At 49.1% G+C, this 26682-nt stretch carries 18 protein-coding genes; 7 read left to right on the top strand and 11 right to left on the bottom strand.

The window, feature by feature from the left end:
* The 3 genes from nrdB to ubiG all read right to left on the bottom strand — a co-directional run bounded on the left by nrdB (window position 1) and on the right by ubiG (window position 4553).
* On the bottom strand, window positions 1-1131 hold the full coding sequence (nrdB, locus tag GC128_RS01765; RefSeq protein WP_064517141.1) for a class Ia ribonucleoside-diphosphate reductase subunit beta: 1131 nt from the start codon (window positions 1129-1131) through the stop codon (window positions 1-3).
* 59 nt (window positions 1132-1190) lie between these two features.
* Window positions 1191-3476 carry a class 1a ribonucleoside-diphosphate reductase subunit alpha gene (gene nrdA, locus GC128_RS01760; protein ID WP_151992846.1) on the bottom strand — a complete coding sequence of 762 codons (2286 nt, stop codon included), beginning with the start codon at window positions 3474-3476 and terminating at the stop codon, window positions 1191-1193.
* 351 nt (window positions 3477-3827) lie between these two features.
* Window positions 3828-4553, bottom strand: a complete 726-nt coding sequence (gene ubiG / locus GC128_RS01755; protein WP_151992845.1) for a bifunctional 2-polyprenyl-6-hydroxyphenol methylase/3-demethylubiquinol 3-O-methyltransferase UbiG — start codon at window positions 4551-4553, stop codon at window positions 3828-3830.
* A gap of 159 nt (window positions 4554-4712) precedes the next feature.
* On the opposite strand from ubiG, the gene gyrA reads away from it, so the two are divergent.
* Together gyrA and GC128_RS01745 are read left to right on the top strand one after the other, a co-directional pair.
* On the top strand, window positions 4713-7361 hold the full coding sequence (gene gyrA, locus GC128_RS01750; RefSeq protein ID WP_151992844.1) for a DNA topoisomerase (ATP-hydrolyzing) subunit A: 2649 nt from the start codon (window positions 4713-4715) through the stop codon (window positions 7359-7361).
* Window positions 7362-7470: 109 nt separating this feature from the next.
* A complete protein-coding gene (locus GC128_RS01745) occupies window positions 7471-7857 on the top strand; it encodes an ASCH domain-containing protein (protein WP_064517149.1) in 387 nt (128 codons plus the stop codon).
* 112 nt (window positions 7858-7969) lie between these two features.
* Here GC128_RS01745 and GC128_RS01740 read toward each other — a convergent pair whose 3' ends face one another.
* The 6 genes from GC128_RS01740 to atoS form a co-directional block, all read right to left on the bottom strand.
* The gene (locus GC128_RS01740; protein ID WP_151992843.1) at window positions 7970-9154 is read right to left on the bottom strand and encodes an acetyl-CoA C-acetyltransferase; all 1185 of its coding nucleotides are present in this window, start codon (window positions 9152-9154) and stop codon (window positions 7970-7972) included.
* A gap of 29 nt (window positions 9155-9183) precedes the next feature.
* The gene (locus tag GC128_RS01735) at window positions 9184-10506 is read right to left on the bottom strand and encodes a TIGR00366 family protein (RefSeq protein WP_151992842.1); all 1323 of its coding nucleotides are present in this window, start codon (window positions 10504-10506) and stop codon (window positions 9184-9186) included.
* Window positions 10503-11168: a 3-oxoacid CoA-transferase subunit B gene (locus tag GC128_RS01730; RefSeq protein ID WP_151992841.1), complete on the bottom strand. Its 666-nt coding sequence runs from the start codon at window positions 11166-11168 to the stop codon at window positions 10503-10505. The genes GC128_RS01735 and GC128_RS01730 overlap by 4 nt, the downstream gene beginning before the upstream one ends.
* Window positions 11169-11172: 4 nt before the next feature.
* Complete coding sequence (gene atoD / locus GC128_RS01725; protein ID WP_151992840.1) at window positions 11173-11829, bottom strand: acetate CoA-transferase subunit alpha; 657 nt, start codon at window positions 11827-11829, stop codon at window positions 11173-11175.
* A 201-nt stretch (window positions 11830-12030) separates the two neighbouring features.
* The gene (gene atoC / locus GC128_RS01720; RefSeq protein WP_151992839.1) at window positions 12031-13410 is read right to left on the bottom strand and encodes an acetoacetate metabolism transcriptional regulator AtoC; all 1380 of its coding nucleotides are present in this window, start codon (window positions 13408-13410) and stop codon (window positions 12031-12033) included.
* Window positions 13379-15238, bottom strand: a complete 1860-nt coding sequence (atoS, locus tag GC128_RS01715; protein WP_407643433.1) for a two-component system sensor histidine kinase AtoS — start codon at window positions 15236-15238, stop codon at window positions 13379-13381. The genes atoC and atoS overlap by 32 nt, the downstream gene beginning before the upstream one ends.
* A gap of 177 nt (window positions 15239-15415) precedes the next feature.
* On the opposite strand from atoS, the gene rcsC reads away from it, so the two are divergent.
* Window positions 15416-18262 carry a two-component system sensor histidine kinase RcsC gene (gene rcsC, locus GC128_RS01710; RefSeq protein ID WP_151992837.1) on the top strand — a complete coding sequence of 949 codons (2847 nt, stop codon included), beginning with the start codon at window positions 15416-15418 and terminating at the stop codon, window positions 18260-18262.
* Between the two features lie 85 nt (window positions 18263-18347).
* Here the strand turns inward: rcsC and rcsB are convergent, their stop codons facing one another.
* Both rcsB and rcsD read right to left on the bottom strand, forming a co-directional pair.
* Entirely contained in the window at window positions 18348-18998 is a 651-nt protein-coding gene (gene rcsB, locus GC128_RS01705) for a response regulator transcription factor RcsB (RefSeq protein ID WP_151992836.1), read from the bottom strand.
* Between the two features lie 16 nt (window positions 18999-19014).
* Window positions 19015-21654: a phosphotransferase RcsD gene (rcsD, locus tag GC128_RS01700; protein WP_151992938.1), complete on the bottom strand. Its 2640-nt coding sequence runs from the start codon at window positions 21652-21654 to the stop codon at window positions 19015-19017.
* Between the two features lie 880 nt (window positions 21655-22534).
* On the opposite strand from rcsD, the gene GC128_RS01695 reads away from it, so the two are divergent.
* From GC128_RS01695 to alkB, 4 genes are all read left to right on the top strand, one after another.
* The gene (locus GC128_RS01695) at window positions 22535-23629 is read left to right on the top strand and encodes a porin OmpC (RefSeq protein WP_151992835.1); all 1095 of its coding nucleotides are present in this window, start codon (window positions 22535-22537) and stop codon (window positions 23627-23629) included.
* A 139-nt stretch (window positions 23630-23768) separates the two neighbouring features.
* Window positions 23769-24809, top strand: a complete 1041-nt coding sequence (gene apbE / locus GC128_RS01690; protein WP_151992834.1) for an FAD:protein FMN transferase ApbE — start codon at window positions 23769-23771, stop codon at window positions 24807-24809.
* 82 nt (window positions 24810-24891) lie between these two features.
* A complete protein-coding gene (gene ada / locus GC128_RS01685) occupies window positions 24892-25962 on the top strand; it encodes a bifunctional DNA-binding transcriptional regulator/O6-methylguanine-DNA methyltransferase Ada (RefSeq protein ID WP_151992833.1) in 1071 nt (356 codons plus the stop codon).
* Complete coding sequence (gene alkB, locus GC128_RS01680) at window positions 25962-26603, top strand: DNA oxidative demethylase AlkB (RefSeq protein WP_151992832.1); 642 nt, start codon at window positions 25962-25964, stop codon at window positions 26601-26603. Before ada ends, alkB begins: the two co-directional genes overlap by 1 nt.
* Window positions 26604-26682 lie beyond the last annotated feature (79 nt).

Raw genomic sequence — 26682 nt, 5'->3', positions numbered from 1 at the left:
TTACAGCTGGAAATCGCTTAAATCGTCGGTGTTAACGTTCGAATCAATCTGACCTACCAGATAAGAACTCACTTCTACTTCTTGCGGTGCGACCTGCACGTTGTCAGAAACTAACCATGCATTAATCCATGGGATTGGGTTTGAACGTGTCTTGAATGGCAAATCCAGGCCGACTGCCTGCATACGGATGTTGGTAATGTAATCAACATACTGGCAGAGAATATCTTTGTTCAGACCGATCATCGAGCCGTCGCGGAACAGGTAGCTTGCCCACTCTTTCTCTTGCTCGGCAGCCAGTACGAACAGGTCATAGCATTCCTGGCGGCATTCCTGAGCGATTTCCGCCATTTCAGGGTCGTCTTCACCAGAGCGCATCAGGTTCAGCATGTGTTGAGTGCCGGTCAGGTGCAGGGCTTCGTCACGGGCAATCAGCTTGATGATTTTCGCGTTGCCTTCCATCAGTTCACGTTCGGCGAATGCGAAGGAACAAGCGAAGCTGACGTAGAAGCGAATCGCTTCCAGCGCGTTCACGCTCATCAGGCACAAATAGAGTTGGCGCTTGAGCGCACGCAGGTTCACGGTCACGGTTTTGCCGTTAACGTTGTGCGTACCTTCACCCAGCAGATGCCAGTAGCTGGTCATCTCAATCAGACGGTCGTAGTAACCGGAGATATCTTTTGCGCGCTTTAAAATTTCCTGGTTAGTCACGATATCGTCAAACACAATCGCCGGATCGTTAACGATATTACGGATGATATGGGTGTAAGAGCGTGAGTGGATGGTTTCGGAAAACGCCCACGTTTCAACCCAGGTTTCCAACTCAGGGATGGAAATCAGCGGCAGCAGAGCAACGTTTGGGCTGCGGCCCTGAATAGAGTCCAGCAGCGTCTGGTATTTCAGGTTGCTGATGAAGATGTGTTTTTCGTGATCGGGCAGCGCCTGATAGTCGATACGGTCACGGGAAACGTCCACTTCTTCCGGACGCCAGAAGAAGGAGAGTTGCTTTTCAATCAGCTTTTCGAAGATGTCATATTTTTGCTGATCGTAGCGAGCCACGTTAACCGACTGGCCAAAGAACATCGGTTCTGCGAGCTGATCGTTTTTCGTCTGTGAAAAAGTGGTGTAAGCCATGAGGTTAAATCCTGTAATGCGTCGAAAAAATCCCCTCAGCAAGGTGAGGGGATTTTAAGTTAGATTTTACATGCGCCGCTTTCGCAGCCATCGTCCTGGATTGAAGGCGCCAGGTCGTCTTGCGCATCTTCCGCGCCGTCGCGGGTGTTCTGATAATAAAGCGTTTTAACACCGAATTTATAGGCGGTGAGCAAATCTTTGAGCAACTGCTGCATCGGCACTTTACCAGACGCAAAGCGCGTTGGGTCGTAGTTGGTGTTTGCAGAGATCGACTGATCGATAAACTTCTGCATCAGACCGACTAATTGCAGGTAACCATCATTATTCGGCAGGTCCCACAGCAGCTCATATTTGTCTTTCAGCGTTTCGTAATCTGGCACAACCTGGCGCAGGATACCGTCTTTTGACGCTTTAATGCTGATATGGCCGCGCGGTGGTTCGATACCATTGGTGGCGTTAGAAATCTGCGAAGAGGTTTCAGACGGCATCAAAGCAGAAAGCGTGGAGTTACGCAGGCCGTGAGTTTTAATCGACTCACGAAGCGCTTCCCAGTCCAGATGCAGCGGCTCATTGCTGATCACATCCAAATCTTTCTTGTAGGTGTCGATTGGCAAAATGCCTTTTGCGTAAGTGGTTTCGTTGAACCACAGGCAAGGGCCTTGCTCTTTCGCCAATTCGTTCGATGCTTTCAACAAATAGTACTGAATCGCTTCGAAGGTTTTGTGCGTCAGGTTGTTGGCGCTGCCGTCGGAGTAACGAACGCCATTCTTCGCCAGATAGTAAGCGAAGTTAATTACACCAACACCCAGAGTACGACGGCCCATCGCACCGCGTTTCGCGGCAATGATTGGGTAGTCCTGGTAATCCAGGAGCGCATCCAGCGCACGCACAGCCAGGATCGCTAATTCTTCCAGCTCATCCAGGCTTTCGATAGCACCCAGGTTGAATGCAGACAGCGTACACAGTGCAATTTCACCGTCTTCGTCGTTGATGTCATTCAGTGGTTTGGTCGGCAGCGCGATTTCCAGGCACAGGTTAGACTGGCGAACTGGCGCGATAGCCGGGTCAAACGGGCTATGGGTGTTGCAATGGTCAACGTTCTGAATATAGATACGGCCAGTTGAAGCACGTTCTTGCATCATCAGTGAGAACAGCTCAACCGCTTTCACACGTTGCTTGCGGATGCTGTCGTCTTTTTCGTATTTGGTATACAGCTGCTCGAATTTTTCCTGGTCGGCAAAGAATGCGTCATAAAGACCTGGAACGTCAGACGGGCTGAACAGCGTAATGTCTTCGCCTTTCAACAACCGGGTGTACATCAGTTTGTTGATTTGCACGCCGTAATCCATGTGGCGTACGCGGTTGCCTTCAACGCCACGGTTGTTTTTCAGTACCAGCAAGCTTTCAACTTCCAGGTGCCACATTGGGTAGAACAGTGTCGCAGCACCGCCACGCACGCCGCCCTGAGAGCAGGATTTCACTGCGGTCTGGAAGTGTTTGTAGAACGGGATACAGCCAGTGTGGAACGCTTCACCGCCGCGAATTGGGCTACCCAGCGCACGGATACGACCGGCGTTGATGCCGATGCCTGCACGTTGGGAAACATACTTCACAATTGCGCTGGAAGTGGCGTTGATGGAATCCAGGCTGTCGCCACACTCGATCAGTACACAAGAGCTGAACTGGCGAGTCGGGGTACGCACGCCGGACATAATCGGCGTAGGCAGAGAAATTTTGAAGGTAGAAACCGCATCGTAAAAACGCTTCACATAGCTCAGACGGGTTTCACGCGGGTAGCCGGAGAACAGGCACGCGGCAACCAGAATATAAAGGAACTGTGCGCTTTCGTAGATTTCGCCGGTGACACGGTTCTGAACCAGATACTTACCTTCGAGCTGTTTTACAGCCGCGTAGGAGAAGCTCATGTCGCGCTCGTGGTCGATGTAATCGTCCATCTGCTTGAACTCTTCTTCCGTGTAGTCTTCCAGCAGATGTTGATCGTATTTGCCCATCTCAACCATTTTCACAACATGGTTATAGAGTTTAGGCGGCTCGAACTCACCGTAAGCTTTTTTGCGCAGATGGAACACAGCCAGACGCGCAGCCAGATACTGGTAATCAGGCGCTTCGCGAGAGATTAAATCGGCTGCTGCTTTGATGATGGTTTCATGAATGTCAGAGGTTTTGATGCCGTCATAAAACTGGATGTGCGAGCGCAGTTCAACCTGTGATACGGATACGTTATTTAAGCCTTCGGCGGCCCAATCCAGAACTCGATGGATTTTATCCAGATCGATACGCTCAGTGCGACCGTCACGTTTTGTAACCAGCAGACTCTGATTCATGTGCGTTTGTACCTGTCCGTGAAATGAAAAATGCCCCGTTTATCCACAGTTGGCCTCTAGTGGCTAACCTTGTGGATAAATACTATATGTAGGGGGTTATGGATTGCTTGATCACTATATGGTGAGTATTCTAGTAACTAATCGGCTGAGAACAAGTATTGATTTCGAGACGGATTTAAGGTTGTGACAAGCGGAATTTCGCTAAGTCCACGTCACATAAGGCCTGTGACAATTGTCAATGGGATGCAAAAAAAATGATATTTTTGATCGAGTGCTGATTTCTTAAACTTCATTGATAAGTGCGCGGTTTGATACCGCGCAATTTTCATCAAACTAGCTTATGGATAACAATCAATTTTCAGCTTTTGTGTGCAGCATGTAATTAACATCAACACCTGGTGCAAGTTTGAACGTATTGGTCAGTGGGTTGAAATGTAACCCGGTGATGTGGCGTTCGCGCAGTGGGGTATCGTCAACCCAGGACAGTAACTCCGCAGGCTTGATGAATTTCTTAATGTCGTGCGTGCCTTTTGGCACCATGCGCAGGATGTATTCCGCACCCACCACCGCCATCAACCAGGATTTGCCATTACGGTTAAGAGTGGAGAAAAAGACGTGGCCACCCGGTTTTACCAGTTTTGCGCAGGCAGTAACGACTGATTTCGGATCCGGCACATGCTCGAGCATTTCCATACAGGTCACCACGTCATACTTTCCGGCGAACTTATCCGCGTGCTGCTCAACGGTTTCCTGAACGTAGTCCACCTTAATACCGCTTTCCAGCGCATGGAGCTTAGCAACCTGTAATGGTTCGAAACCCATATCCAGCCCGGTCACATGAGCGCCTTCACGCGCCATGCTCTCTGCCAGAATCCCACCGCCACAGCCGACATCAAGCACCGTTTTACCAAACAACCCATCTGCGCGTTGGCTGATATAACCCAAACGCAGCGGGTTGATGCGGTGCAGAGGCTTAAATTCACCTTCAAGATCCCACCAGCGTGAGGCTACGGCTTCGAATTTGGCGATTTCATCATGGTCGACGTTCTGGATAACCGGCTGGTTTTCGGCATTCATGGGGCTACTCACTCCTTGTTCGTTTCGTGGCGGGAGTATATCAGTCAATGTCTGTGAATAAACCATTCGGCAACCATGTTGTGGTTTCCCCAAAGTAGGGCGATTGTGTTATAATTTGCGACCTTTGAATCCGGGACACAGTAGAGGGATAGCGGATACATGAGCGACCTTGCCAGAGAAATTACACCGGTCAACATTGAGGAAGAGCTAAAGAGCTCATATCTGGATTACGCGATGTCGGTTATTGTCGGCCGCGCACTGCCAGATGTCCGCGATGGACTCAAGCCGGTACACCGTCGCGTACTTTACGCCATGAACGTATTGGGCAATGACTGGAATAAAGCGTACAAAAAATCCGCCCGTGTTGTTGGTGACGTAATCGGTAAATATCACCCGCATGGTGATACCGCTGTCTATGACACTATCGTGCGTATGGCGCAGCCATTCTCATTGCGTTACATGTTGGTAGATGGCCAGGGTAACTTCGGTTCTGTAGACGGTGACTCCGCCGCTGCGATGCGTTATACGGAAATCCGTATGTCGAAAATCGCTCACGAACTGATGGCCGATCTCGAAAAAGATACGGTAGATTTCGTCGATAACTACGACGGAACCGAGCGCATTCCTGATGTTATGCCGACCAAAATTCCTAACTTGCTGGTTAACGGTTCATCCGGTATCGCAGTAGGCATGGCAACTAACATCCCGCCTCATAACATCACTGAAGTTATCAACGGCTGTCTGGCGTTTATTGAAGACGAAGACATCACCGTTGAAGGGTTAATGGAACACATCCCAGGCCCAGACTTCCCAACTGCCGCTATCATCAATGGCCGTCGTGGCATCGAAGAAGCGTATCGCACTGGTCGTGGCAAGATTTACATTCGCGCCCGTGCAGAAGTTGAAGCAGATGCGAAAACAGGTCGTGAGACCATCATCGTTCATGAAATTCCATACCAGGTGAACAAAGCTCGCCTGATTGAGAAAATCGCTGAACTGGTGAAAGACAAACGCGTTGAGGGCATTAGCGCTCTGCGTGACGAGTCTGATAAAGACGGCATGCGCATTGTTATCGAAATCAAACGCGATGCAGTGGGCGAAGTGGTTCTGAATAATCTTTATTCTCAGACTCAGTTGCAAACTTCCTTCGGTATCAACATGGTTGCGCTGCACCAGGGCCAACCTAAGATCATGAACCTGAAAGACATTCTTTCTGCGTTTGTGCGTCACCGTCGTGAAGTTGTGACTCGTCGTACTATTTTTGAACTGCGTAAAGCACGCGACCGTGCACACATTCTCGAAGGTCTGGCGATTGCGCTTGCGAACATCGACCCGATTATCGAGCTGATTCGTCATTCTCCAAATGCCGCAGAAGCGAAAGCTGGCCTGATTGCCCGTTCATGGGCTCTGGGCAACGTTTCTGCCATGCTGGAACGTGCGGGTGATGATGCTGCGCGTCCGGAGTGGCTGGAACCAGAGTTCGGTATTCGTGATGGTCAATATTTCCTGACCGAGCAACAAGCACAGGCAATTCTGGATCTGCGTTTGCAGAAACTGACCGGCCTTGAGCACGAAAAACTGCTCGACGAATACAAAGAGCTGCTGGAGCAGATTGCTGAGTTGCTGCACATTCTGGGCAGCGCTGAACGTCTGATGGAAGTGATCACTGAAGAGCTGGTTGCGATGCGCGATCAGTTTGGCGACAAACGTCGTACTGAGATCACTGCAAATACCTCTGATATCAACATTGAAGATTTGATCAACCGCGAAGATGTGGTTGTGACTCTGTCCCACCAGGGCTATGTGAAATATCAACCGCTGACCGACTACGAAGCACAACGTCGTGGTGGTAAAGGTAAGTCCGCAGCACGCATTAAAGAAGAAGATTTCATCGACCGTCTGTTGGTTGCCAATACTCACGATACCATTCTGCTGTTCTCCAGCCGTGGTCGTCTGTATTGGATGAAGGTTTATCAGTTGCCGGAAGCGAGCCGTGGTGCGCGTGGCCGTCCAATTGTGAACTTGCTGCCACTGGAAGCGAACGAACGTATTACCGCTATTCTGCCGGTACGTGAGTATGCCGAAGGCGTTAACGTATTCATGGCGACCGCAAGCGGTACTGTGAAGAAAACTGCGTTGACCGACTTCAGCCGCCCACGTTCTGCGGGTATCATCGCCGTTAACCTGAACGAAGGTGACGAACTGATTGGCGTTGATTTGACCGACGGTAGCAACGAAGCCATGTTGTTCTCGGCTGCAGGTAAAGTGGTGCGCTTCAAAGAAGATGCCGTTCGTACCATGGGCCGTACTGCAACAGGTGTTCGTGGTATTAAGCTTGCAGGTGAAGACAAAGTCGTTTCCCTGATCATTCCACGCGGCGAAGGTTCGATCCTGACCGTGACGCAGAATGGTTATGGTAAACGTACCGCGGCTGATGAGTATCCGACTAAGTCACGTGCAACTCAGGGCGTTATCTCCATCAAAGTGACCGAGCGTAACGGCAGCGTCGTTGGCGCGGTTCAAGTTGAAGATACCGACCAGATTATGATGATTACCGATGCTGGTACTCTGGTTCGTACTCGCGTTTCTGAAGTGAGTGTCGTTGGCCGTAACACCCAGGGCGTTATTCTTATCCGTACTGCGGATGATGAAAACGTGGTGGGCCTGCAACGTGTTGCAGAACCGGTTGATGAAGAAGAACTGGATGCTATCGACGGTACCGTTGCGGAAGGTGATGACGAAATCGCACCTGAAGCAGACGTAGATGACAACGCTTCTGATGAAGCAGACGACGAAGCAGACGAATAATCTGAATTTTGTTGTTTGATATGACTCATAACGCCCGATGCATTTATTGCATCGGGCGTTTTTTATTTTAATATCAAGTTAGGCTTGGTTTAACTCATAAGGTAACTCAATGGCTATTCCTGAGAAGTATGAAGATGTAGAGCGCTGGGCGTTTGGTGACACAGAAAAACAGGCGGACGAACTGGTTAAATTAGTGCTCGATGGTGTGAAAACAGCCACCTGCGCTAACCTGGATGGCGAGGGCATTGCCCAGCCAGGCGATATCTTTGTGGTGGTAGATGGCAAGAATAAGCCGGTTTGCGCGATTGAACTGACCACCACGGAAATGACGACTTTTGAACAGGTGGGCGAAGCCCACGCTCTGGCTGAAGGTGAAGGTGACCGCACGCTGGCGTACTGGCGTAACGAGCATAAACGCTTTTTTGAAGAGTACGATCTGTTCTCTCCGGATATGACACTGGTGTTAATGCACTTCAAGGTTATCGAAAAGTTCTGAAAATTGGTCTGAGCCCGGTTAAGTACCGAACCCAGACACTTTTGGTGGCCTGATTTTCACTGTCCAAATTTAATGAAGACAGTTTAATTTTGGCCATTTTTACATTGTTGGTTTAGTTCATCCTTTCAACAATCATCGCGGTACCTTGCCCACCCCCAATGCACAATGTTGCAAGCCCCAGCGTTTTATCGCGGGCCGCCAGTGCATGGAGAAGCGTGACCAAAATACGTGCACCGCTGGCGCCAATAGGGTGTCCAAGTGCGATAGCGCCACCATTCACGTTGATTTTCCCCGGATCAAACCCTAGCTCCTGACCAACAGCGAGATACTGGGCTGCAAAGGCTTCATTGGCTTCGATTAGGTCAATATCACTCAGTGAAAGCCCGGCTCGCTTAAGCACATTTCTGGTCGCGGGTACGGGGCCCATACCCATAATTGAAGGGTCGACGCCCCCATTTGCATAAGCGCGAATACGTGCGAGTGGCACAAGGTTTAGCTCATGAGCTCGTTGTTCACTCATGACCAGCAACGCGGCAGCACCGTCATTTATACCGGAGGAGTTCCCCGCGGTGACGCTTCCTGATGGATCAAATGCCGGGCGTAGACGGGCTAAACCTTCCGCAGTGCAGTCGATTTTAGGAAACTCATCCTGAGAAACCACTGTTTCGCCTTTGCGTTGCTTTACCGTTACAGGAACCATTTCTTTGCTAAAGACGTTCTGCTCTATCGCGTTGACAGCTTTACGCTGTGATTCCAGCGCCAGAGCATCCTGCATTTCGCGGCTAATTCCGTATTGGCGGGCGACATTTTCAGCGGTGATCCCCATATGGTAGCCATAGGTTGCACATAGTAAACCATCGCGCAAAATGGTATCGGTTAGCGTACCGTCGCCCAGTCGATAGCCCCAGCGCGCTTTGGTATCAAGCAAGTAAGGTGCCTGGCTCATGTTTTCCATGCCACCGGCCACTATGGCCGTTGCGTTACCTGCCTGAATTGCTTGTGCAGCAAGGGCCACGCTTTTCAATCCGGAGCCACAGACTTTATTAATGGTAAACCCGCAAACGGTTTGGTCGAGGCCAGCTTTTAGTAATGCCTGGCGGGCAGGGTTTTGCCCGAGCCCGGCTTGCAACACATTACCCATGATGACTTCATCTATCTCGTTTGCTGTATAGCGGGCACGTTCCAGCACTTCTTTGATGACAATTGCACCCAGATCGGTGGCATGAATACTGGATAATGCCCCATTGAAGTTTCCGATAGCGGTTCGGGCAGCACTGACAATAACAACGTTATTCATAGTCACATTCCTTCCTTAGTCGATGGATATCAAAATAGCGTCAGGCCAATAACGAATATCACGCATGAGAACAGTAGAGCGGTAACGCAATAACCCATGATGTCGCGTACGCCCAACCCTGCTATAGCCAGTGCAGGCAGTGCCCAGAAGGGTTGCGCCATATTCATCCACTGTTCGCCATACGCAATTGCCATCACTGATTTACCCAAATCGGCGCCCAGAGCTTGTGCGGCAGGAATAACGAACGGCCCCTGAATTACCCAATGTCCACCTCCTGATGGCACTGCGAAGTTGATCAGTGCGGAGCTGAAGAATGTCATAAGGGGAAAGGTTTCTTTATTGGCAACATTGATGAAAAACTCGGTAATCATGCCCCCGAGGCCTGAGTGTTCCATCATTAATTGAATGCCTGCGTAAAAGGGAAATTGCACCAAAATCCCTGCGGTACTGCGGGCAGCAGCGCTAATCGCACGCATGTATGCCATCGGTGTCTTGTGAAGCAGAAGCCCGGCAACCATAAACATCATGTTCACGGTATTGATGGTGATGTTGAAACCTTTTTCATAAAACTGGAAACCCAGGTAGGCAATGCCCAACGCACTGACCAGCAGCGCCAACATGCGGCTTTCTTCCAGGCGTTCAGAAGGTGGAGCATCCTTTGCCAGGGTTTTCTGAAAATCGGCTTCTTCTTGCAATAAAACAGGGTCAATCGTAATCACATCACCTGGTTTTGGCATCATCATGCGTGTGACGAAAGGCATCATCACGATAAGCCCAAGGGTGATGAAAAGATTGAAGCCACGGAACAAGGTATCAGATACCGGAATAAGCCCCGCAATATGTTCAACCGGGTTGCCTGGCGTTGCTGCAAGCAGCGGCATTGAGCCAGAAAAACCACCACCCCATGTCAGAAAACCGATGTAAGCACAGGCGATCAGCAGCGGATAATCGGAACCCTTCACCCGGCGAGCCACTTCACGGGCAAACATGGCGCCTACCACCAGCCCAAAACCCCAGTTAATCACGCAGGCAACTGAACCAAAGAAGGTCACCAGCATGACGCCCTGAGTCGGCGTTTTTGCCGCAGAAGCGGTAAATTGCAGGATACGTTTAACGGGAGTGGAGCTGGCAAGTGCATGCCCGGTAACAATGATGAGTGCCATCTGCATGCCGAACGCGAGCAGATTCCAGAAGCCGTCACCCCACATTTTCACGATGCTAACTGGCGAATGAGGTGTTAACCCCAACGCAATGATAAATGTTAGCAGCGTCAGCAACATGGCAAAGATGAGTGGGTCTGGGAGGTAACGACTCACAAAACGCGTCATCAGGCGGGAGATTTTACCGATCATACTAAACCTCTCTCAGCGCCCATTGGCATAAGGTGCAACTCCGGATCCACGGTAAATTCGGCTGCAGTTTTTTGCGCTATCTCCTCAATGCTGACTCCTTCGGCATGTTCGGTTAGCCACATTTTTCCCTCTTTGAAACGGAACACGGCTAACTCGGTCACCAGCATATGAACGGCGTTAAGTGCGGTCAGAGGGAGCGTGCAGTCAGGCAGGATTTTGGACGAGCCATCTTTTGCACAATGCTCCATAGCAATGATGACATGACGAGCTCCAGTCACCAGATCCATTGCGCCACCCATGCCTGGGACCATCTTCCCAGGGATCACCCAGTTAGCCAGATTAGCGTGCTGATCAACTTGCAGCCCACCCAGTACGCAGGCATCGACATGGCCGCCACGGATCAATGCGAACGACATGGCGCTATCAAACATTGCAGCCCCCGGCAAGATTCCGCAAAGTTGCCCTCCGGCGTTAACCAGATCCGGGTGGGGTTCATTGATGGGACCAAGACCGAGAAAACCATTTTCTGACTGAAGAGTGATGTGAATACCTTCAGGCAGGTAATCGGCTACTTTGGTCGGCAAACCAATCCCCAGGTTGACTATTGCGCCGTCGCGTAATTCCAAAGCCACGCGTCTGGCAATTTTTTCTTTAGCATTCATGGCATTACTCCTGAGGATTCACAATGAAATCAATAACGGCGGCGGGGGTGATGACGTTGTCTGGTGCGATATCACCGACGGGCAGGAGTTCATCTGGCTCGGCAAAGGTAATGTCAGCGGCTAGCGCAATCAGTGGGTTGAAATTGCGGGCACTAAGTTGGTAGGTCAAATTTCCAGAGGTATCCGCCTGATGTGCGCGAATTAATGCGATATCGGCGCGCAGAGGGCGTTCGAGTAGCCAGGTTTTTCCTTCAAGGACAATCTTCTGTTTACCTTCTTCCACTACGGTGCCAACGCCTGTAGCGGTTAATACGCCGCCAAGCCCAGCACCGCCACAGCGGATCTGTTCAATTAGTGTTCCTTGTGGAACCAGTTCTACTTCAAGTTCGCCATCAATCATTTGCCGCCCAGTTTCTGGGTTGGTGCCAATGTGCGAAGCAATGACTTTCTTAACTCGTCGGTTGCCAATTAACGGGCCGATACCGGTATCAACGAAGGCGGTATCGTTGGCAATTATCGTCAGGTTTTTAACACCCGAAGCCAGTAACGCTTCAATCAGGCGGGGTGGGGTTCCTACGCCCATAAAGCCACCGACCATAATGGTCATGCCATCTCGGAAGTGCTCAGCGGCGTTACCAATAGTGATTATTTTGTTTTTCATGCTATTTCCCTTAGTCACTCTCCTTATGGAGATGTCCATGACATAGCAAGGGGAATGCCAGTTCGCGGTAAATCGAAGAAATGAGATTAATTAATTGAATTTAATGGGGTATTTTCATTTTTGAATGAGATGTGTAGAAGGGTGTGGATGGAGTGAACCTGACAAAAATTGCACAGTTGCGCAATTCTTGTCAGGGAAAGATTAGCCTTCGGCGATTTGCTCGATATTGTATTCTTGTAATTTATACATTAATGCCCGACGGCTGATCCCTAACAGCATTGCTGCCCGAGTTCGATTGCCATAGCTATCGTTAAGCGCAGAGACGATCAGCGCTTTTTCATAGCGCTTAACGTTTTCTTTCAGAGAGCCCGTCGTATCTGGCTCTTTTTCGCTTATGGGTTTAGATGCTTGTAAGAGGGGAGGTAAATCTTCCGGGAAAATCACCATACCAGTGCTCATGATGACGGCTCGCTCGATGATATTGGAAAGCTCTCGAATGTTGCCCGGCCAGGTGTGAGACTCCAATAACGCCATCGTGGTGGTGTCGATTTCAATAATTTCTCTTTGATTTTCCAGGTTAAATTTTTGCAAAAAGTGGTTTGCCAGTAGTGAAATATCCTCCAGACGCTCTCGTAGCGGTGGAAGTGTTAAATGGATTACGTTCAGGCGATACCAAAGGTCATTACGGAATGTTCCAGCTTCAACCATGGCGGGAATATTCCGGTTAGTTGCAGCGATAATTCGAATATCGACACGTACAGTCTGGCTACCGCCAATGCGTTCGAATTCTCTTTCCTGGAGAACGCGCAAAAGTTTTACTTGCAGGTTCAGCGGCATTTCACCGACTTCATCCAGCAGCAATGTGCCTCCGTGAGCGCGTTCAAACAAACCATGTCGTTGCAGTTGTGCGCCAGTGAAAGCACCTTTCTCGTGACCGAAAAGCTCACTTTCCAGCAGTGATTCTGGTAATGCCGCACAATTTATTTTGATAAACGGCCCTTGGCTACGACCACTATTGTAATGAATAGCTCTCGCGATAAGCTCCTTACCCGTGCCACTTTCTCCTGATATCAATACGCTGGCGTGGCTAAGCGCAATTTTGGCGGTATCGCGACATATTTCCATCATGGCTGGGCTTTGGGTGAGGATATGGCCCCATTGATAGCTTTTCGACAATTGCTGATGCAGTTGGTTAATTTGTTGCTTCATGTCCTGCATTTGCATAGCACGCAGGATGACGAGCTTAACCTCACTTAAATCGAAAGGTTTAATAACGTAATCAAAGGCACCAAAACGGAGCGCTTCTACAGCGGTTTCTACGGCGGCATAAGCTGTCATCAGAATGACTGGCGTTGCCGGGCGAACAGCACGCATTTTTTCCAGTGCTTCAATACCATTAAGCACAGGCATGCGTATATCCATTAACACCACATCGGGTTGATGTGAATGGAACAGCTCGAGTGCTTCATAGCCGTTTGCTGCACAAAGTGGACGATGTCCATCTAGCGTGAAAGCGGTGGTGAGCATCCGACGGACGTTTGCTTCATCATCAACAATCAGTATTTGCCAGCTTTGTTTCATGGTCGCTCTCTTGAGTTTGATTCACAGGTAATAACAAGGTGAAAGTAGTTCCCTTATTGGGATGGCTGGTGAAGCGGATGTCACCCTGGTGAGCATTGATAATGCGCTGACTGATTGCCAGACCAAGCCCTGTACCTGAGGATTTTGTGGTGTAAAAAGGATCGAATATTTTGCTTTTTATCTGTTCGCTAATACCGCAACCAGTGTCCTTAATACGCAGTATTTGAAGGGTATCGCCCAGTCGTCGGGTGCGGATGAAGATTTTTCCTCTGGCGGGAATCGCTTGTACGGCATTGATCAGAATATTAAGAATGACCTGTTTTAGCATTTCTCCATCGGCCTCAATATCGGTGAGCGATTGATCGACTCGGGTAAGAAAATCAATTCGCGCCTCAACACCTTTGGTTTTAATTAACACCAGGCAATCATTGAGGATTTGATTGAGATTCACGGCCTGCCATTTCCCCGTTTGAGGACGGGCAAAATCAAGTAACTGTTGAATGACAGCATTAATAGACTGGATCTCTTTAAGGATAATGCGCAGGTATTCCTGGCGTTGCGGATGGGTTTCCAGCTCTCTGAGAATTTGGGCATAACCTTTAATCGCGGTGAGAGGGTTTCGCACTTCATGTGCAACTCCAGCCATGAGTTCGCCAAGGGCGGCTAATCGTTCTGCCTGAGCCATTCTGCGTTGTATTTCTTTGCGGGCGGTGAGATCAGACAGAATCACCAGTGCACCAATCAGTTCGTTGTTAGCATTGAAAATCTGGCTGGTGGTGACACTCAGTTCAATAGTGCGATGTCGGGCTGGGAAGGTGATTTCCCTGGCAACAAAACTGATGCCTTTTTCCAGAGTTTCCAGAATGGGGCTATGGAAGAGCGAGGTAGAAAACATTGTAGAGTAGGGTTTACCGAGGAGTTCGTCCTGGCGGTATCCCGTCGTCGTTTCGGCAGTAGGGTTCATCAGGGTAACAAGCCCTTGAGTATCGACAGCAATCACACCATCTGCTGCGTTTTCAATAATCAGGTCATTAAGTGTTCTGGTTTCACGCAATGCTCGCGCCAGAGCATTGACACTGGAAGTTATGTCACCCATTTCGCCTGTTAACGTTGGCAGTTGGGTGTCCAGGTTTTGCGGCAATGCCGCAAGCCCATGTTTAATGACTTCAATATCTGAACTCAGACGGCGTGAGAACACAATGATCAGGCAAATGCTGATAAGCAAACCGACAGCGAGTACGATAATGACTCGCAAATCCATCGCCAGCGCTTGCTGGCTAATATCTTCAGAAAGTTCATTAGCCCAGATATAGCCAATTATTTCCCCGTTGCGTCTGATTGGCAGCATCACATTCATAATGTTGCCACGTACTTGCTTACCCCATACGACTTGGTTTTGTCGGCTGGTCATGACATGTCGACCAGGGTGATCTACGGAAATGCTCAGACCCACATTACTTTGATAAGCATTTTTGGGAGCGTAGGTAATAATGGCATCAAGTTGGCGGTGATAGTAACCCGCACCCACGCCTGGGAAGGAGGTTGCTATCTGCTCGGTTCGTGATGAAAGGTGCTGATTCAAGGCCTGAATTCTTGCTGCCCGGGGCAGGTTTGCATACAGGGCAAAGTCATCGCCAAGTTGCTTATCCAACAGGTGCGTTACTGCAAATAACTTATTTTGTTTTTCCTGAAGTAATGCCGCTCTGCCTTCGCTTTCCACAAAGTAGCCAATCGTCAGGATAGGGATTGTTACCATCAATGCCGCGATGACAATGAGCTTACTGCGCAGTCGTCTTGGGATGCATTGTTGGTAAAGGGACCGTAACATTAACATTGGCCTTCCTATGGCTGATTGTTGACGGATTATGAAGCGATGTTCGGAGTATGTCCGGATCGGCGGTCAAACTATCAGACAGTGATCGTTCCCTTTGCCGTTGCGGGCTGCCATTTTTGCGGCTACCTTAACGGCATCTAAAGTTTTGTTATTTCCACGACCAGGCTCAATTTGAAATATCTTGTCTCCTTTCGCACCACACTAAAAGTCTCCCGCTACCTGTTTCGGGCACTGGCTTTATTGCTTTGGCTGCTGATTGCGCTCTTTTCGGTGTTCTACATCATGAATGCCCTACACGAAAAAGAGTCAGAAATTCGCCAGGAATTTAATATCAGCTTTGACCAGGCGCAGCGTTACATCCAGCGTACGTCTGATGTGGTGAAAGAGCTCAAGTACATTGCAGAAAATCGTCTGACCGCCGCGAATGGCGTGTTGCCGTCCGTGGAAAATGATGACAACAGAGTCGACCCTCCGAGTTTCATGCCTTTATTTCCGGACTCGGACTGTTCAGCTGTCAGCTCAACCTGGCGTTCTTCTTTGCAATCCCTGGCATGGTTCTTACGCTACTGGCGGGACAATTTCTCGGCGGCCTACGATCTCAACCGCGTTTTTTTGATTGGCGGTGACAATCTGTGCATGGCGGATTTTGGCCTACGTGAAATGCCCCTTGAGCGTGAAAAAGCATTGAAAACGTTGCATGAGCGCATCATGAAATATCGCAATGCACCACAGGATGAGCGCAGCAATAGTATTTACTGGATTGGTCAGGGTTCACGCCCGGGAGTCGGGTATTTCTATACCCTCACGCCGGTGTATCTGGCTAACCGCTTGCAGGCTCTGTTGGGTGTTGAGCAAACCATTCGTATGGAGAACTTCCTTTCACCGGGTTCAATGCCAATTGGCGTGACAATTCTCGATGAAAATAGCCATCCACTGATTTCACTTACCGGCCCGGAAGCAAATATTCAGCCTGATGAAAAGTGGCTTCAGGAACGTTCCTGGTTTGGCTATACCGCCGGATATAAGCAATTTATTCTCAAGAAAAACCTGCCGCCGTCATCGATGAGCGTGGTGTACTCCGTACCTGTGGATATGGTGCTGGAACGCATTCGCATGTTGATTCTCAATGCGGTACTGCTGAATATACTGGTTGGGGTCGTACTGTTTACTCTGGCGCGTATGTATGAAAAACGGATCTTTATTCCGGCAGAAAATGATGCCCTGCGCCTCGAAGAACACGAGCAGTTCAACCGTAAAATTGTCGCCTCAGCGCCGGTCGGTATCTGTATTCTGCGCACCCAGGACGGGACAAACATTCTGAGTAATGAACTGGCGCACAATTATCTCAACATGCTGACTCATGAAGACCGACAGCGGTTAACGCAAATTATCTGTGGTCAGCAGGTTAACTTTGTCGATGTGCTGACCAGTAGCCATACCAACTTGCAGATTAGCTTTGTCCATTCGCGTTATCGAAATGAAAACGTCGCAATTTGTGTGCTGGTGGATGTCAGTGCGCGCGTCAAGATGGAAGAGTCGCTTCAAGAAATGGCACAAGCCTCTGAGCAGGCGAGCCAGTCAAAATCCATGTTCTTAGCCACCGTGAGCCACGAACTGCGCACGCCGCTATATGGCATCATCGGTAACCTGGATTTATTGCAGACTAAAGACCTGCCGAAAGGGGTAGATCGCCTCGTGACGGCGATGAATAACTCATCGAGCCTGTTGCTGAAAATCATCAGCGATATTCTCGACTTTTCAAAAATTGAATCCGAGCAGTTAAAAATAGAGCCGCATGAGTTCTCGCCACGCGAAGTGATGAGCCATATCACCGCAAACTACCTGCCGCTGGTGGTGCGTAAACAACTCGGACTGTACTGTTTTATCGAACCGGATGTGCCGCTGACGCTGCAAGGTGACCCGATGCGTTTGCAGCAGGTCATTTCCAACTTGCTCAGTAACGCCATCAAATTTACCGATATTGGCTGCATTGTTTTGCACGTTAGTGTGGAAGGGGATTACCTCTCCTGGCGTGTGCGTGATACTGGCGTTGGCATTCCGGCAAAAGAAGTTACGCGCTTATTTGACCCATTCTTCCAGGTGGGCACAGGCGTGCAGCACAACTTCCAGGGTACAGGGCTTGGGCTGGCCATTTGCGAGAAGCTAATTAGCATGATGGATGGCGATATTGCCGTAGATACCGAAGTGGGGATGGGCAGCCAGTTTACGATCCGTATTCCTTTATACGCTGCAAAATACGCCGAGCAGTCACAGGTCGAAGGGTTGGTTAATAAACGTTGCTGGCTGGCGGTGCGTAATGCTTCGCTGAGTAAATATCTCGAGTCCGTGCTTGCTCGTAACCAAATCGATGTTCGGCAGTATCAGGGCCAGAGGCCGGATAACGACGATATTTTGATAACCGATGATGAACTGGAAAAAGCATGGGAAGGGCGCGCCGCCATTATCTTCTGCCGTCGCCATATCGGGATCCCAATTGAAGCCTCACCGGGTTGCTGGTTACATAGCCTTGCGGCACCTCATGATCTCATGCTGCTGCTGGGCCGTATTTACAGCGTTACGGTGAATGTGCCGGGGGCTGATTCTACCCAACCGGTAGCCGCTGACAGCAATGAAAAAAATGACGATATGATGATTCTTGTTGTCGATGATCACCCTATCAACCGACGCTTGCTGGCAGATCAACTGGGATCGTTGGGCTATCAATGTAAAACGGCAAACGACGGTGTCGATGCACTGAATGTGTTGAGTAAAAATCACATTGATATTGTGCTCAGCGATGTGAACATGCCAAACATGGATGGTTATCGCCTGACACAACGGATTCGTCAGCTCGGTTTGACTTTACCTGTGGTGGGGGTGACGGCAAATGCGCTGGCAGAAGAGAAACAACGGTGTATTGAGTCGGGAATGGATAGCTGCCTGTCGAAACCGGTCACGCTGGATATTCTGAAAACGACGGTCGATCTGTATGCCGCAAGGGTGCGTAGCGGCAGATAAAAAAATGGTGGATGTCGCTTACGCTAATCCACCCTACGATTGCTTTCTTGTCGGTCGGATAAGCGCAGCGTCATCCGACATTGATCTAGTCTTTGTCAGCCGGGGACAGGCTCACTGACGAAAGATAGTTCAGCAGAGCAATATCGTTTTCCACGCCCAGTTTCATCATTGCTGATTTCTTCTGGCTGCTGATGGTCTTGATACTACGGTTCAGTTTGCGGGCGATTTCAGTCACCAGGAAACCTTCTGCGAACAGGCGCAAGACTTCGCTCTCTTTCGGAGATAAGCGTTTGTCGCCGTAACCGCCAGCACTGATTTTTTCCAGCAGGCGAGAAACGCTCTCTGGCGTGAATTTTTTGCCTTTCTGCAATGCGGCCAGCGCTTTTGGTAAATCAGTTGGCGCGCCTTGCTTCAATACAATCCCTTCGATATCCAGTTCTAATACCGCGCTCAGAATCGCCGGGTTGTTGTTCATCGTCAGAACGATGATTGAGATATTCGGGAAATGGCGCTTAATGTATTTAATAAGCGTAATGCCATCGCCGTATTTGTCTCCAGGCATGGAGAGATCGGTAATCAGTACGTGTGCGTCTAATTTAGGTAAGTTATTGATAAGCGCTGTGGAATCTTCAAACTCACCGACAACATTCACCCACTCGATCTGCTCGAGTGATTTACGAATGCCGAACAGGACAATCGGATGGTCGTCGGCAATAATTACGTTCATAGTGTTCATGTAATAGGCTACCTTGCTACAGCAAACTCTTGACGTAAGCGTCAATATCGCTGGTATATTTTTGTATGTTGGTAGCATCACTTTCACGAATGTGATGCTCTAACGTTTCACATAACTGCTTGCCGGGTACCAGATTGAGCATTGCAAACACTCCCTTCAAACGGTGAGCTGTTTGCGCTAATGCTGCGAAATCGTGCGCCGCTGATTCAGTATACAATCTCCTAACATCTTCCGGTACTGTGTCGACAAACAGCGCGTAATAGCCGCTGGCATGAAGTTGTGCATTTTCATCGCCACCCAATGGTGATTCCGAAATACCTTCTTGCGCCAGTTGCTCTTCTATCAGCTGCAGCACCGCATCCTGCATGGCATTACTGATATTAAAGTTAACTCGGAACTGGCCTGGGCCTAGCTTCCGCATTCCGTTCTCATCATCGCTTAAAAGCAAACCCGAAGATGTAAGATTAGACGGATTATCTGTCAGGAAGATATCAAACTCTTGACTTGCCAGTCTTTCATCCGGAGTGATGCACTGCGCGCCCCAGTTTTCCAGCAGGCGGGTGACAATATTTCGGACTTCATTGGAGGTGATATCAATCATCGCCACCACATCATCGAGCAGTTTCTCTTCTTGCTCTTCCTGCTGCGGTTCGGCTGTCATTTTGATGTGCAGATTGTAGCGCGTACCAATTTCCTCACGGGTCTTGATATTCAGATGCCCGCCGAGTTTGCGTGAAAGCTGATCGCATAAATAGAATGTTAATCCATTAGCACGCCCGTAACGATCTTCACTGGTTTCGTTGAGGAAAGGGAAGTGGAGATTATCGACTTCACCACTACTGATGCCTTCACCGGTATCCAAAATACGGAACAACAAGCGATCAGCCCCGGACTCTTCTTCAGTAATATCCAGGGTGATTTTGCCAATTTGGGTAGTCGTTACTGAATAATGCAGCAATAACTGGAGCACTTTGCGAAGCGCTTCCCGGTCGCCATGACGCTCTTCATCTGCCGCCAAATGGTTGTTGATTAGCAGTTGCAAGCCTTTACGTTTGATGATCGGCAACATCTCAAGTGCAACTTCATCAATCAATGGCTGGATTGCGAACAACGTTGCATTCGTTTTCCATGTATCGGTTTCCAGCATGTTCAGCAACTGAATCTCATCCACCAGGCGTACAATGTTTTGGGCTTCATTGGCAACTGCATGCGCCTCTGGAGTATCTAGTGCGCTGGCGTGTTCGGCGATATTTTTCACCGGTTGCTGTAGCGCTTCCCCAATGTGCTGCATGAACGTAATTCGTCCCTGCTGGTTTTTTTCGTATAGACGCTGAGCTTGCTTGAGCTTTTTGTTAACCAGAATTTCGCGGTCCTGGTCGCGAATCACAAATATCTGCGTGCGTGGTGCAATCTGGCTGCGGAACTGCCGGATTTCATACAGTTCATTATTGATCGTGGCTTGTATTACGCCCTGGTGCTGATCGGCCATCGCAATAATATTTTGTAGATTCAGGTGCGGCAGGAGGTGATCGGCGATTTTATTGCTGATCACCGTGCGATTTGAATCCAGGTCATGTACCAACAGGCCCAGCGGCAATTGCGAGACAATCTCTTCGTTAAGTGCACGTAAAATTTGCAATTCGCCGTTGCCGTTTTGTACCTCTATAGGACGTGCTGCATGTTGGCGGAAAGTGGTGAAGCCGAAGAGCGCCAGTGCCAGCAGGCCAATATTGAGTAGCAGAGGTAAGATAATATTCTGCAAGGTGTCCATCAGCAGAGTGCCGAGCGGAACCTGCCAGACCAGCCGCATATGAGTTGTAGCAAGCGGGGACGCTATTTCAATTTTCGCGCCATTAAAATTAATGGAGATGCTATCCGGATCTTCTTTTTCTATGCCGTTAGCCGCCATTGGAGCGTCGTTATTTTCCAGACGGAAGCTGTCAAGTGACATCCCCGGTGGGATCAAATCGTTGATGGGTAAATCAAACGCTACGACCGTTGCCAGGTGGCCTGGCTGGTTAAAGGTTGTTCGCAGGGTAAAGTAATAACCGTTTTGCCATGCCAGATGGCGTAGTTGAGAGAAGCTTTCACGCTCATCAAGTGCGTTTGCTTGCTGAAGCATTTCAGCTCGGCGTGAATCGACTATTGAACTGACGCCGCTTTCTTTAAGACCGGAAGAAAGATCTTTAAGTGGAAGGGTGGAAACCAGGATCATGCTGTTATCCTGGCCATTTAAATAGTACATCGACCATGGGTTGTTTTCAGCGCCCCACAACGTATCAAGATAAGTAGAGATACGTTGTGTCATATCCAGTGTTGAGCTGTCGTGTGAGCCAAAAATCAGGGCTTCGGTTTTACGACGTGGCTTTTCTAAATAATACACATCCTGGCGTAGACGCGTTTCTTGCAGACCGTCGCTTGCTGGCGCCGTGGAGACGGCGATGTTGTCATATATCTGCCAGGTTGCGTAACGATAGGTCTCAACCCTTTTGTGAAGTGCATGGGTGATGTCGACAATCTGATAGCTTTTATCCTTGAGCCAAGTGTTGACGGCACTTTGCACCATGACACCCATGGCAACCAGTAGCACGACTATCAATAGCAGGAAGAAGCGCGTGATATTACCGGGAATAAGCGAAAATTTATTAGGGATCATACGGTCTGACTGACTCATTGTTAGCGCGCAACCCGGCGAGCATTCGCCACTTAAAAAAATCCACTGCTCTGCAAGGCAAGCCAGCAGGCGTTATAGCTGTTAGTAAGTAAACCAACATATCCAGATCAAGAATACCTGCAACAGGCGTTGGCGTCATCGTCTGTGTCTTAAAACTCAACGAGTATAATTCGAAATCGTGACATTTCCAGGCTGTTGATAATTAGCCGTAATAACGCCATTGAACGGAGTGTATTTTAATCAACTTTCCGCGGTATTTTTGTACAAAATAGTTTCACTTGTACAATTATTTAATATGAAATGATTGTCTATTTAGGTTTTCTTTTTTTAGAAAGTTCCCGCATGAGAGGTGAGATTTATCTGTAAGCGAAGCGGTAATTTGTTAATAGACGTTATTTTTTGAAGGGGGTAGCACAAAATGATTAAAGTTACGTAAAGAAACGTAAAAAAAACCGGATGCAAGCATCCGGTCCAAATTGGGGTAAACAGACATTCAAAGCTGAATGACGGTAATAAATAAAGTTAATGATGATAGCGGGAGTTATTTTATATATAAATAATGAGCGTGTTTTATCATTCAGTGCTACTGAATTGCATTTATTGTAACGTGATGATTTTAAATGATGTTTTAATTTTTTTGACGATTAGTGCTTATATAATTATCTTTTTGTGCTGAAAAAAGTTCAGTCATATTTACATTTTGAAACACGTATATGGACAAATGAAACATCTCTATGGTTTTAGTATCATATTCGGATTGGATTAATCTGTATTTGTTTTGGACAATGGGTTAGCCGACTGATTAGAGAATTAATCAGTAAGCAGTGGCATATAAAAAGGCATATAACAGAGGGTTAATAACATGAAAGTTAAAGTACTGTCCCTCCTGGTTCCAGCATTGCTGGTAGCAGGCACCGCTCATGCGGCCGAAATTTATAACAAAGACGGCAATAAATTAGATCTGTACGGTAAAGTAGATGGTTTACATTACTTTTCTGACGACAAAGGCGTTGACGGTGACCAGACTTACTTCCGTCTTGGCATCAAAGGCGAAACTCAGATTAACGACCAACTGACCGGTTATGGCCAGTGGGAATACAACGTTCAAGCTAACAACGTTGAAGGCAGCAGCGATCAGGCGTGGACTCGTCTGGCATTCGCAGGTTTGCGTTTTGCTGACTACGGTTCATTCGACTACGGTCGTAACTACGGCGTTGTCTACGACGTAACTTCATGGACCGACGTTCTGCCAGAATTTGGCGGCGACACTTACGGTTCTGATAACTTCCTGCAATCACGTGCAAACGGTGTTGCAACTTACCGTAACACCGACTTCTTCGGTCTGGTTGAAGGCCTGAACTTTGCTCTGCAATACCAGGGCAAAAACGGCAGCGTTTCTGGTGAAGGTTCTACTCAGAACGGTCGTGGCGCTCTGAAACAGAATGGTGACGGCTTCGGCGGCTCCCTGACTTACGATCTGGGCGAAGGTTTCAGCCTGGGTTCAGCAATCTCTAGCTCTAAGCGTACTACTGAGCAGAACAGCGCTGCATATTTGGGTGAAGGCGATCGCGCTGAAACTTATACCGGCGGTCTGAAATATGACGCTAACAACGTTTACCTGGCAACTCAGTACACCCAAACTTACAACGCAACTCGCGCTGGTGATCTGGGCTTTGCTAACAAAGCACAGAACTTCGAAGTTGTTGCTCAGTACCAGTTCGATTTCGGTCTGCGTCCTTCCGTTGCTTACCTGCAATCCAAAGGTAAAGACATCGAAGGTTACGGCGACCAGGATCTGGTTAAATATGTTGATGTTGGCGCGACTTACTACTTCAACAAAAACATGTCTACCTACGTTGATTACAAAATCAACCTGCTGGACGAAAACGAATTCACTCGTAACGCTGGCGTCGGTACCGATGACATCGTAGGTGTTGGTCTGGTTTACCAGTTCTAATTCCTGCTTTCGCAGTATTCGTTGTAAAAGGCGCCTTAGGGCGCCTTTTTTACGTCTGGACTCTCAACAATCCTTCACTTTTAATCCAATTCTTTGCCAGTTGGTGTACCCTTTTGCGCTCAAACAGGAGAGAGAAACAATGGACTTACGATTATTACGCTATGGCCTGTTTGCCATAGTTTTGGGTGCTTTGGCAGGCTGTGATAACCCAGCAGCAAAAGGTAATACTGGCATGGTGCTGGAAGGTAAAACCATGGGGACATACTGGCGTGCAAGTCTCGCGGGTGTGGACAATGCAAGACAGACTGAACTGCGGGAAAAAATTCAGGCGCAGCTAGATGGTGACGACCGCCTGTTGTCGACCTATAAAAAAGATTCTGCCTTATCGCGCTTTAATCAGTCCTCTACGACGGAACCTTATCCCGTCGCTGAAGCAATGAGCGATATTGTGACTATGGCTTTGCGCATTGGCGCGAAGACCGATGGCGCGATGGATATTACTGTCGGGCCGCTGGTGAATCTGTGGGGATTTGGCCCAGATAAACAACCGATAAAAACGCCCGATCAGGCACAAATTGATGCTGCGAAAGCGCTGACCGGGTTGCATCATCTCACGGTGATAAACCAGGCCGGGAAACAGTGGTTACAGAAAGATCTTGTGGGTTTGTATGTTGATCTCTCCACTATGGGTGAGGGTTATGCTGCCGATCATCTGGCGCGTTTAATGGAACAAAATGGCATCAGCCGCTATTTAGTTTCAGTGGGTGGAGCAGTGGTAACGCGAGGGACTAATCCTGATGGTAAAGCCTGGCGAGTGGCGATTCAGAAACCTACCGATCGTGAAAATGCTGTACAGGCGGTGGTTGATCTCAATGGGCACGGGATAAGCACCTCCGGCAGCTATCGCAATTATTACGAACTGGATGGCAAGCGTTTGTCCCATGTGATTGACCCACAAACAGGCCAACCGATTCAGCATAAATTAGTTTCCGCGACAGTGATTTCACCAACGGCAATGGAAGCCGATGGCTGGGATACCGGTTTGATGGTGCTTGGAACTGAAAAAGCCAAACAGGTGGCAGAAAACGAGGGGCTGGCGGTTTATTTAATCACTAAAGAGGGCGATAGTTTTACCACCTGGATGTCGCCTCAGTTTAAAACCTTCTTACTTAGCGAGTAAAATTAGAAAGCAAGATTGCGGGTTTCCCAGCGTCCTAAAACTGTCAAAGTCATATCATGACAGCAAAATACAGGAGCCAGTCATGAATCATTTTTTTGATAAAGCCAACGATGAAAGCCGCTGGCAGGCTGTGGAAACCCGTGATAGTCGCGCTGATGGGCAGTTTGTCTTTGCGGTGAAAACTACCGGGATCTGCTGCCGTCCTTCTTGCAGCGCGCGCCATCCGTTACGCAAAAATGTGCTGTTCTTTGAAAACGTTGACGCCGCCGTTGATGCTGGTTTTCGCCCGTGCAAACGTTGCCAGCCAGACAAACAAGCGCCTGAGCAACAACGTATTGACCGCATCACGCTGGCCTGCCGGATTCTTGAAGCCAGCAACGAATCAATTATTCTTGCCGACCTGGCTTCGCAAGTGGCAATGAGCCCGTTCCATTTTCATCGTCTGTTTAAACAAGTCACCGGGCTAACGCCTCACGCCTGGCAAAAGGCGTTGCGGGCAAAACGGTTACGTGCGCAGTTGGCTCAGGGTGAGCCTGTCACACGGGCTGTTTTCGACGCCGGTTTTCAGTCAGGAAGCAACTACTACCAGCAGGCGGATAAAGTCTTAGGGATGACGGCGAAGCAATACCGGCAGGGAGGGGAACGCACCGTGATTCAATTTGTTGTGGGGTCCTGCCGTTTGGGGATGTTTCTGGTCGCGCAGAGTGAGCGAGGTATTTGCGCCATACTGTTAGGTAACGATGCCAAAACGCTGATTACCGAATTGGAAACGCTGTTCCCGCACTCTGCATTAATGGCCGGTGACGAACTCTTTGCGCAAAATGTCGCGCAGGTGGTGAGTTTACTGGAGAGACCGGGCCAGCAGTTTGATTTGCCGTTGGATATTCAGGGCACCGCATTTCAGCAGCAAGTCTGGCAGGCATTGCGTGAGATTCCTACCGGGCAGACTGCAAGCTATCGTGACATTGCTGAACGCATCGGCAAGCCGCAGGCAGTACGTGCAGTGGCCGGAGCATGCGCCGCAAATAAACTGGCGGTCATTATTCCATGCCACCGTGTTGTGCGTAATGACGGGGCGCTTTCTGGCTACCGTTGGGGTGTTGAGCGTAAGCGCCTACTTCTTAAGATTGAAGCCCAACAGCAGGGGGAGTGATGCTCGATTTATTTGCCGATGAAGCACCGTGGCTAGAGCCGTTGGCTGATGGCGCAGTTATTTTGCGTCGCTTTGCCTGTGCTGATGCACGGCTGCTTATCGCGCAAATTGAGGAAGTTGCCGCACTTTCCCCATTTCGCCAGATGGTCACGCCAGGCGGTTACACGATGTCGGTGGCGATGACCAACTGCGGCGAAGTCGGCTGGACCACTAACGCTCACGGCTACCTCTATTCCCCGATTGACCCGCTGACCTCACAACACTGGCCCGCGATACCGAACGTTTTTCGCCGGTTATCCGATGCCGCCTCAAAGGCTGCGGGATATCCTGATTTTAATCCTGATGCCTGTCTGATTAACCGCTACGCGCCGGGCGCTAAGCTTTCACTCCATCAGGACAAAGATGAGCTAAATCTACAACAGCCAATTGTTTCGGTGTCACTTGGGTTACCCGCCGTGTTTCAGTTTGGTGGGCTTAAGCGCAATGACCCGCTGAAAAGAGTGATGCTTGAACATGGTGATGTCGTGGTTTGGGGCGGGCCGTCAAGGCTGTTTTATCATGGTATTTTACCGCTTAAATCTGGCCATCATCCTGCTACTGACGAGTTTCGCTACAATCTCACTTTCCGCCACACCCGTTAACACGAATATAAATAAGAATTATTCTTGCTGTACGGTAATAGCCGTTTAAACTGCTCGCTGTTTTCGATTTTGGGTAGTG

The organism is Buttiauxella massiliensis (assembly GCF_902500225.1).
GTDB lineage: Bacteria > Pseudomonadota > Gammaproteobacteria > Enterobacterales > Enterobacteriaceae > Buttiauxella > Buttiauxella massiliensis.
Note: the sequence above shows the minus strand (reverse complement) of the source record. Positions and strands in the feature narration are given on the sequence as shown.

Bases quoted from the DNA above. Each gene is read 5' to 3' on its own strand.
- atoD (WP_151992840.1), bottom strand. From the start codon at position 11,829: ATGAAAAACAAAATAATCACTATTGGTAACGCCGCTGAGCACTTCCGA.
- GC128_RS01730 (WP_151992841.1), bottom strand. From the start codon at position 11,168: ATGAATGCTAAAGAAAAAATTGCCAGACGCGTGGCTTTGGAATTACGC.
- rcsD (WP_151992938.1), bottom strand. From the start codon at position 21,654: ATGATCCCTAATAAATTTTCGCTTATTCCCGGTAATATCACGCGCTTC.
- rcsB (WP_151992836.1), bottom strand. From the start codon at position 18,998: ATGAACACTATGAACGTAATTATTGCCGACGACCATCCGATTGTCCTG.
- GC128_RS01735 (WP_151992842.1), bottom strand. From the start codon at position 10,506: ATGATCGGTAAAATCTCCCGCCTGATGACGCGTTTTGTGAGTCGTTAC.
- nrdB (WP_064517141.1), bottom strand. From the start codon at position 1,131: ATGGCTTACACCACTTTTTCACAGACGAAAAACGATCAGCTCGCAGAA.
- alkB (WP_151992832.1), top strand. From the start codon at position 25,962: ATGCTCGATTTATTTGCCGATGAAGCACCGTGGCTAGAGCCGTTGGCT.
- GC128_RS01740 (WP_151992843.1), bottom strand. From the start codon at position 9,154: ATGAATAACGTTGTTATTGTCAGTGCTGCCCGAACCGCTATCGGAAAC.
- apbE (WP_151992834.1), top strand. From the start codon at position 23,769: ATGGACTTACGATTATTACGCTATGGCCTGTTTGCCATAGTTTTGGGT.
- ubiG (WP_151992845.1), bottom strand. From the start codon at position 4,553: ATGAATGCCGAAAACCAGCCGGTTATCCAGAACGTCGACCATGATGAA.
- GC128_RS01695 (WP_151992835.1), top strand. From the start codon at position 22,535: ATGAAAGTTAAAGTACTGTCCCTCCTGGTTCCAGCATTGCTGGTAGCA.
- ada (WP_151992833.1), top strand. From the start codon at position 24,892: ATGAATCATTTTTTTGATAAAGCCAACGATGAAAGCCGCTGGCAGGCT.
- gyrA (WP_151992844.1), top strand. From the start codon at position 4,713: ATGAGCGACCTTGCCAGAGAAATTACACCGGTCAACATTGAGGAAGAG.
- atoC (WP_151992839.1), bottom strand. From the start codon at position 13,410: ATGAAACAAAGCTGGCAAATACTGATTGTTGATGATGAAGCAAACGTC.
- GC128_RS01745 (WP_064517149.1), top strand. From the start codon at position 7,471: ATGGCTATTCCTGAGAAGTATGAAGATGTAGAGCGCTGGGCGTTTGGT.
- nrdA (WP_151992846.1), bottom strand. From the start codon at position 3,476: ATGAATCAGAGTCTGCTGGTTACAAAACGTGACGGTCGCACTGAGCGT.
- atoS (WP_407643433.1), bottom strand. From the start codon at position 15,238: ATGTTACGGTCCCTTTACCAACAATGCATCCCAAGACGACTGCGCAGT.